The 6,125-nt window shown below is 71.9% G+C and carries 7 protein-coding genes; 2 read left to right on the top strand and 5 right to left on the bottom strand.

The window, feature by feature from the left end; genetic code table 11:
• Positions 1-144: 144 nt before the first annotated feature.
• Positions 145-972, bottom strand: coding sequence for a dimethylargininase (gene ddaH / locus ACFVHO_RS38425; protein ID WP_385725168.1), 828 nt, complete (start codon positions 970-972; stop codon positions 145-147).
• 197 nt (positions 973-1,169) lie between these two features.
• On the bottom strand, positions 1,170-1,349 hold the full coding sequence (locus tag ACFVHO_RS38420) for a DUF6243 family protein (protein ID WP_385725167.1): 180 nt from the start codon (positions 1,347-1,349) through the stop codon (positions 1,170-1,172).
• A gap of 156 nt (positions 1,350-1,505) precedes the next feature.
• Here ACFVHO_RS38420 and ACFVHO_RS38415 point away from each other — a divergent pair, with 156 nt between their 5' ends.
• Complete coding sequence (locus ACFVHO_RS38415; RefSeq protein WP_385725166.1) at positions 1,506-2,138, top strand: TetR/AcrR family transcriptional regulator; 633 nt, start codon at positions 1,506-1,508, stop codon at positions 2,136-2,138.
• On the opposite strand, the gene ACFVHO_RS38410 is transcribed toward ACFVHO_RS38415, so the two are convergent.
• Positions 2,081-2,992 carry a glycerophosphodiester phosphodiesterase gene (locus ACFVHO_RS38410; protein WP_385725165.1) on the bottom strand — a complete coding sequence of 304 codons (912 nt, stop codon included), beginning with the start codon at positions 2,990-2,992 and terminating at the stop codon, positions 2,081-2,083. The two genes, ACFVHO_RS38415 and ACFVHO_RS38410, sit on opposite strands and share 58 nt — an antisense overlap.
• Positions 2,993-3,162: 170 nt before the next feature.
• Here ACFVHO_RS38410 and ACFVHO_RS38405 point away from each other — a divergent pair, with 170 nt between their 5' ends.
• Positions 3,163-3,933 carry a bifunctional DNA primase/polymerase gene (locus ACFVHO_RS38405; RefSeq protein ID WP_385725164.1) on the top strand — a complete coding sequence of 257 codons (771 nt, stop codon included), beginning with the start codon at positions 3,163-3,165 and terminating at the stop codon, positions 3,931-3,933.
• Positions 3,934-3,975: 42 nt separating this feature from the next.
• On the opposite strand, the gene ACFVHO_RS38400 is transcribed toward ACFVHO_RS38405, so the two are convergent.
• Positions 3,976-4,950, bottom strand: a complete 975-nt coding sequence (locus ACFVHO_RS38400) for a hypothetical protein (RefSeq protein ID WP_385725163.1) — start codon at positions 4,948-4,950, stop codon at positions 3,976-3,978.
• A 91-nt stretch (positions 4,951-5,041) separates the two neighbouring features.
• The gene (efeU, locus tag ACFVHO_RS38395; protein ID WP_385725162.1) at positions 5,042-5,914 is read right to left on the bottom strand and encodes an iron uptake transporter permease EfeU; all 873 of its coding nucleotides are present in this window, start codon (positions 5,912-5,914) and stop codon (positions 5,042-5,044) included.
• Positions 5,915-6,125: the final 211 nt, after the last annotated feature.

Here is a 6,125-nt window from a genome sequence, read left to right as displayed (position 1 = left end):
TTTTTAAATTATCCCCCCCCCACCTATACTTACACTCCATTTGGCGTCGGCTGTTTCTTTTTTTTTTTTTCCCCTGGGGTTGTGGTGGGTGGGTCCGGTCACCCCCCGCACCTCCCTTGTGCCGGTTCCTACTTGTGCCGTTTCCTACGCGGCGCGCAGCTCCTGCGTGCAGCACTTCACGCTGCCGCCGCCCTTGAGCAGTTCGCCCAGGTCCATGCCGATCGGTTCGTAGCCCCGCTCGCGCAGCGGCTCGAAGAGGCCGACGGCGGCCTGCGGGAGCAGCACGTGCAGGCCGTCGGAGACCGCGTTCAGGCCGAGGGCGAGGGCGTCCTCCTCCGTGGCGATCAGCGCGTCGGGGAACAGGCGGCGCAGGACCGCCTGGCTGCCGGGCGAGAACGCGTCGGGGTAGTACATGACGTCGTCCGTGGCGTCGTCGAGGACCGCGAGCGCCGTGTCCAGGTGGTAGTAGCGCGGGTCGACGAGGTCGAGGCCGATCACCGGGCGGCCGAAGACCTCCTGGGCCTCGCCGTGCGAGAGCGGGCTGGCCCGGAAGCCACGGCCCGCGAGGACGTAGCTGGAGGTGGTGGCGAAGTCGCCCTCGCCCTCGTTGATGTGGGTCGGCTCGTGGACCTCGGCGAAGCCGTTGGCCCGGAACCACTCCAGGTGCGCGGCCGCCTCGGGCTGCCGCTCGGGGTGGACGAAGCTCGCGCCCAGGACGCGGCCGTCGACGACGGTCGCGCCGTTCGCCGCGAAGACCATGTCCGGCAGGTCCGGGTGCGGCGTCAGCTCCTCGACGGTGTGGCCGAGCGAGCGGTAGCGGTCGCGCAGGTCCTCCCACTGGGCGACGGCGAGCGGGACGTCGACGGGTTTGGTGGGGTCCATCCAGGGATTGATGGAGTACGTGACCTTGAAGTGTGCGGGTGCGCACATCAGGTAGCGCCGGGGTGTGGCGCGCCGGGCAACTCGATGCAACGAAGGCTCCTCACGGACCGCAGGGGCTGTTGCTGCCCATGGTGCGGTCTGAGGAGCCTTCGCGCAGCGATCCGAGCCCTATCTGCTGCGATCTGGGCGGGTATTTACTCACGAACCGGGCGCTTTTGGGGCTGTGAGTTGTATTTCGACCGGCGCTTTCGGGGGCGCGGGCCGCCCGTCGGTCGGGTGTGCGGGGCTCAAGAGTCGTTCTTCGCCGCCCGGCCTTCCTGGAGTTTGCGCAGCAGCTCGCGCTTCTGCTCCTGCGGGCTGAGGCCCCCGCCCACCCGGCCGGAGCCGCGGCCGCCGCGCAGCGCCTTGCGGGAGAGGTTGGTGCGCGTACCGCCGACGCCGAGCATTCCGGATCCGCCTCGTGACATGTCGTACCTCCATGGGTCGTGATCGAAGAAGAGGCGAGACGTATCGTCTCGTCTCAGTCGAGCTTAAGCGAGACGGGTCGTCTTGTCGAGCGCTTTTACGGGGGGTCGGGATGCTGGTGAGACGCAGCGTCTCGTGGCGCTGCTACATTCGTTGTCATGGCTCAGAAAACCGCCCCTGACTCCACGCGCCGCAGCGAGCGCTCGCGCCGCGCGATCTACGACGCCGCCCTCGCCCTGGTCGGCGAGGTCGGCTACGGCAAGATGACGATCGAGGCCATCGCCGCCCGCGCCGGTGTCGGCAAGCAGACCATCTACCGCTGGTGGCCCTCCAAGAGCGCCGTCCTCCTCGACGCCTTCCTCGACCTGTCCGAGCAGGCCTCCGCCGAACTGAGCGCGAAGGCGGGCCTCGACGAGGTCGCCACCGCCATCCCCGACACCGGGGACCTGGAGGCCGACCTCAAGTACGTCCTGCGCGCCACCGTCGACGAGATGACCAACCCCAAGTTCGACGCCCCGGCCCGCGCCCTGGCCGCCGAGGGCGTCGTCAACGAGTCGCTCGGCGCCGAATTCGTCGAGAAGCTGCTCGAACCGCAGCTCCAGCTCTACGTCGACCGGCTGCGCGCCGCCCAGGAGCGCGGTCAGGTGGCACGCCACGTCGACCCGCGCATCGCCCTCGAACTCTGGACCGGACCGCTCGCCCAGCGCTGGCTCCAGCACACCGGCCCGCTCGGCTACGAGTACACCGACACCCTCGTCGAGTACGCCCTGTACGGCATCGCGCCCCGCTGACCCGCGGCCGCCCGCGCCGCCTTCGCCCGGCCCCTGACCGGCGTGCGCGAGAGCAGCCCCGGCGCGTCCGTGATCACGCCGTCGCAGCCGAGCCGAAGCACCCGGTCGCGCTGGCGCGGCGTGGTCACGGTGTGCGCCCACACCCGGGGGATGCCGGAGTTGACCGCCCGCAGCAGATCCGCGTCCCGCGCCTTGTAGTCCACGTCGAGGACGTCGACGAACGACGTCCAGTCCCGCGGCCGGTCGGTGCGCAACTGCGTCCGGGAGCGCCACAGCTGGGCGAGCAGGCCCAGGTGGTGGGCGCGGCGGGCCACCCAGGGCTTGTTGGTGTTCACGAACACCGAGCGGGCCAGGCCGCGCGCGTGGATCATCGTGCCGAGCCGGGCCAGGCTCTGCGGGTCCTTGGCCTCCAGCATCAGCATCACGCGGCCGCCGAAGCGGTCGAGGACCTCCGCCACCGTCGGCGGCCGTTCGGCGCGCCAGCGGCCCGGCACGCCCTTCGGCGGCCGCAGCCGCACCCGCTGCCAGTCCCGCAGGGTCAGGCCGCGCACCGGCCCCCGCGAGAACGTGGTGCGGTCCAGGGTCGCGTCGTGCATCACCACCAGTGTGCCGTCGCGCAGCATCCTGGTGTCCACGTCGATGACCTGCGCCGTGCGCCGCTCGAAGGCGGCCATCAGGCCGGACATGCTGTTCTCGGGGACTTCGAGGGCGCCGCCCCGGTGCGCGGTGTAGACGATCCGGGGGAGCGCGTCGACGGTGAGCGGGCCGCCGCCCCACTCCAGGGGGGTCAGGGAACCGGCCGGGCCCGCGAGGGCGAGGGCGGTGAGTCCCGTCAGCACAGTCCTAGTGACCATGTCGAACACCGTAGGTGCGCGATTCGCCGCACAGCGTGAAATGACGCGCTATGTCACCCAGCGGCTGGCATCACCCCAGGTACCCCGGATGTGGACTACGGCCACCCGGGGCGCAGGATGGTGGGACCATAGGTCATGCTGTTCCGCACAATGGCGAGGTGAGGGGATAGATGGGCGCAGAGTTCGGCCGGACGTCCGGCGCGCAGGGCAGGATCTCCCAGTGGCTCCGCCGACGCGCGCGTTCCGGCGCCGACGCGAGCGCGGGCGCCGAGAGCGCCCGCCGCGAGGACCTGCTGCTCGCCGTCGCCGCCGCGGGACTGCCACTGGCCCCCGCCGCCCACCCCGCCGGGTACCGATGTTCCTGCGACCGCATCGGCTGCCCCACCCCCGCCCGGCACCCCGTGTCCTTCGCCTGGCAGACGCAGTCCACCACCGACCGCGCCCAGATCGAGCGCTGGGCCCGGCACCAGCCGGCGGCCAACTTCATCACCGCGACCGGCATGGTGCACGACGTCCTCGACGTCCCCCTCGACGCCGGCCGCGCCGCCCTGGCGCGGCTGCTCGCCGCCGAGGTGGAGGTCGGCCCCGTCGCGGAGTCCGAAGGGCCGGGCGACCAGGGGCGGATGCTGTTCTTCACGGCGACCCGGGGCACCCCCGAGGACGAGGACGAGTGGTGGCCGTGCGAGCTGGACTGCCACCCGGAGACGATGGACGAGCACCCCGGCCTGCGCTGGCACTGCCGCGGTTCGTACGTCCTGGTGCCGCCCGCGCGGCTGCCCGGTGACCTCGCCGTCGGCTGGGTCAGGGGGCCGGAGTTCGCGCTGCCCGACCCGCTGACGCTCCTGGAGATCCTCACCGACGAGTGCGCGCGGTACGCGCAGGAGCCGGGAGAGGACACCGAGGACGCGGCGGGCGCGGCGGCCTGGCCGCTGCGGGGATAGGGCGGCCGGCGCGGGGCCGGTCCCGTCCGGCGGGACGCCGCGCTATTCGCCCTTCGCCCCGACCAGCCCCTGCATCCGGCTGAGGATCCGCACCTTGCCCGTGCCCTCGGGGTCGAGGGCCACCTGGTTCGAGACGCGCTCCAGCATGACGGACTGCTTCGCCTCGCCCTTCATCAGCGCCTTCACGTCCGCGTCCACGGTGACGTTGAGGCCCTTGGACGCGGTCTGCTTCTCGTAGTGGTGCGTGGCGAAGAACACCAGCGCGCCGCCGTCCTTCGTCCGCAGGCCGAGCGGGGCGAACGCGCCCCCGTCGCGCGGCTCGTCGATGTACTGCACGGCGAGGCCGAGGCGCCGCTTGTTGCGGTCGCGGGCCGCCTTCCACTGCGTGGTGTGCGGGCCCGGCTGGAAGGCGTCGCCGCCCGACTTCAGGAACGCGGTGTACTCCCCGCCGAGCCGCCGCGGCGCCACCGCGAGCCCGCCACCGCCGACGGCGACCGGCTCGACGTGGCCGTCCTCGTCCTTCTTCAGCTCGGGCAGCCGGTCGGGCTGCACCAGGTTGAGGTACGTCGCCTCCCACAGGGCGTCCGCGTCCGTGCGGGTGAAGGCGATCAGCCAGCGGTAGCCGTGCGGCTTGCGGTTGGCCTCCGCGTCGACGACGAACCACCGCGGCCAGCCGGCCTTCTTGGGGATGGAGTACGTCACGTCCGTCAGCTTCAGCGGCACGTACCGGGAGTTGCCGTCCGGGTTCTGCACGTGCCGTGCCTTCAGGCCCGCCTGGTTGATGGCGCCGAGCGGGCCGGTGACGCGGGACGCGTTCAGCGCCGGGTCGTACGCCTTGTCCGCCTTGTTGTAGGCGGTGAGGAAGTCCTTCAGCGCGCGGGCGGCCTCGGGTTTCGTGGCCGTGCGCACGACCTCCCGCTCGCCGTGCACCGTCACGCATCCGCTCGCCGTCAGCGAGAGGACCGCCACCGCCGCCGCGTACGAGACCGGCCGGCCGAGCCTGCGAACCCTGCTCATCGGATACCTTCACCTACCCCTTCCCGGGCCCGAACCCTATCGGGGCCGGGGAGGCGCCGGACGCCGGGTTCCGGCAGTGCGGCAGACGTCCTCAAGAGCCCGCAGTGTCCGCACTGGCCGGATTCGCCGGTTCCGGGGCGGGCGTGCGCGGCGTGCGCGACCGGGCCCTGGACGGGGCCAGGAACAGCGCGAGCACCGGCACCAGGTACAGCGACCACACCACGACCTGGACGACCGTCGGGTTCGGCTGGAAGTTGAACACGCCCTTCAGGAGCGTGCCGTACCAGCTGTCCGGCGGGATCGTCGCGCTGATGTCGAACGCCTTGTTCCGCAGACCGCCGACGAACTCCGCCTCCTGCAGGTCGTGCACGCCGTACGCGAGCACGCCCGCCGCCACCACGACCAGCATCGCGCCGGTCCAGGTGAAGAACCTCGCCAGGTCGATGCGCACCGCGCCCCGGTAGAACAGCCAGCCGAGGACGATGGCGGTGAGCAGCCCGAGGAGCACGCCGGCCAGCGGCGCGTGCGTGCCGTCGTTGGACGCCCGCACCGAAGCCCACACGAACAGCGCCGTCTCCAGGCCCTCGCGCCCCACCGCCAGGAACGCCGTGGCGACCAGCGCCGCCGTGCCCATCCGGAGCGCCGCGTCGAGCCTGCCGTGCAGCTCGGCCTTGAGGTGGCGGGCGGTGCGCCGCATCCAGAAGACCATCCACGTCACCAGGACCACCGCGACGATCGACAGCGAACCGCCCAGCGCCTCCTGCGCCTTGAACGTCAGCTCCTGCGAGCCGAATGTCAGCGCGCAGCCGAAGGCCAGCGAGAGCGCCGCCGCGACCCCGACGCCGGTCCACACCGGAACCAGCGCGTCCCGCCGCTCGGTCTTCACCAGGTAGGCGACGAGGACGCACACGACCAGGCTGGCCTCCAGGCCCTCGCGCAGGCCGATCAGATAGTTGCCGAACATCGCCTCACGCTTCCCCGTTGAGCGCGTCCCATGCCGCGCGGGAGCGCTGCACGGGGATGCGGCCCGTGCGGACGTCACGCTGGCGGGCCAGGAGCAACGGGCCCGTGTCGAGTCGGCTAGGGCCTGTCCGATGGGTCGGCGTGGAGCAAGGAGCGGCGTCTGGTGCGTGCGATCGCAAGGCGCCGGAGAGTCCTCGGGTGGGGTCTCCCCT

Source organism: Streptomyces sp. NPDC127108, from assembly GCF_042677545.1.
Lineage (GTDB): Bacteria > Actinomycetota > Actinomycetes > Streptomycetales > Streptomycetaceae > Streptomyces.
Note: the sequence above shows the minus strand (reverse complement) of the source record. Positions and strands in the feature narration are given on the sequence as shown.

Bases quoted from the DNA above. Each gene is read 5' to 3' on its own strand.
- ACFVHO_RS38420 (WP_385725167.1), bottom strand. From the start codon at position 1,349: ATGTCACGAGGCGGATCCGGAATGCTCGGCGTCGGCGGTACGCGCACC.
- ACFVHO_RS38415 (WP_385725166.1), top strand. From the start codon at position 1,506: ATGGCTCAGAAAACCGCCCCTGACTCCACGCGCCGCAGCGAGCGCTCG.
- ACFVHO_RS38410 (WP_385725165.1), bottom strand. From the start codon at position 2,992: ATGGTCACTAGGACTGTGCTGACGGGACTCACCGCCCTCGCCCTCGCG.
- ACFVHO_RS38405 (WP_385725164.1), top strand. From the start codon at position 3,163: ATGGGCGCAGAGTTCGGCCGGACGTCCGGCGCGCAGGGCAGGATCTCC.
- ACFVHO_RS38400 (WP_385725163.1), bottom strand. From the start codon at position 4,950: ATGAGCAGGGTTCGCAGGCTCGGCCGGCCGGTCTCGTACGCGGCGGCG.
- efeU (WP_385725162.1), bottom strand. From the start codon at position 5,914: ATGTTCGGCAACTATCTGATCGGCCTGCGCGAGGGCCTGGAGGCCAGC.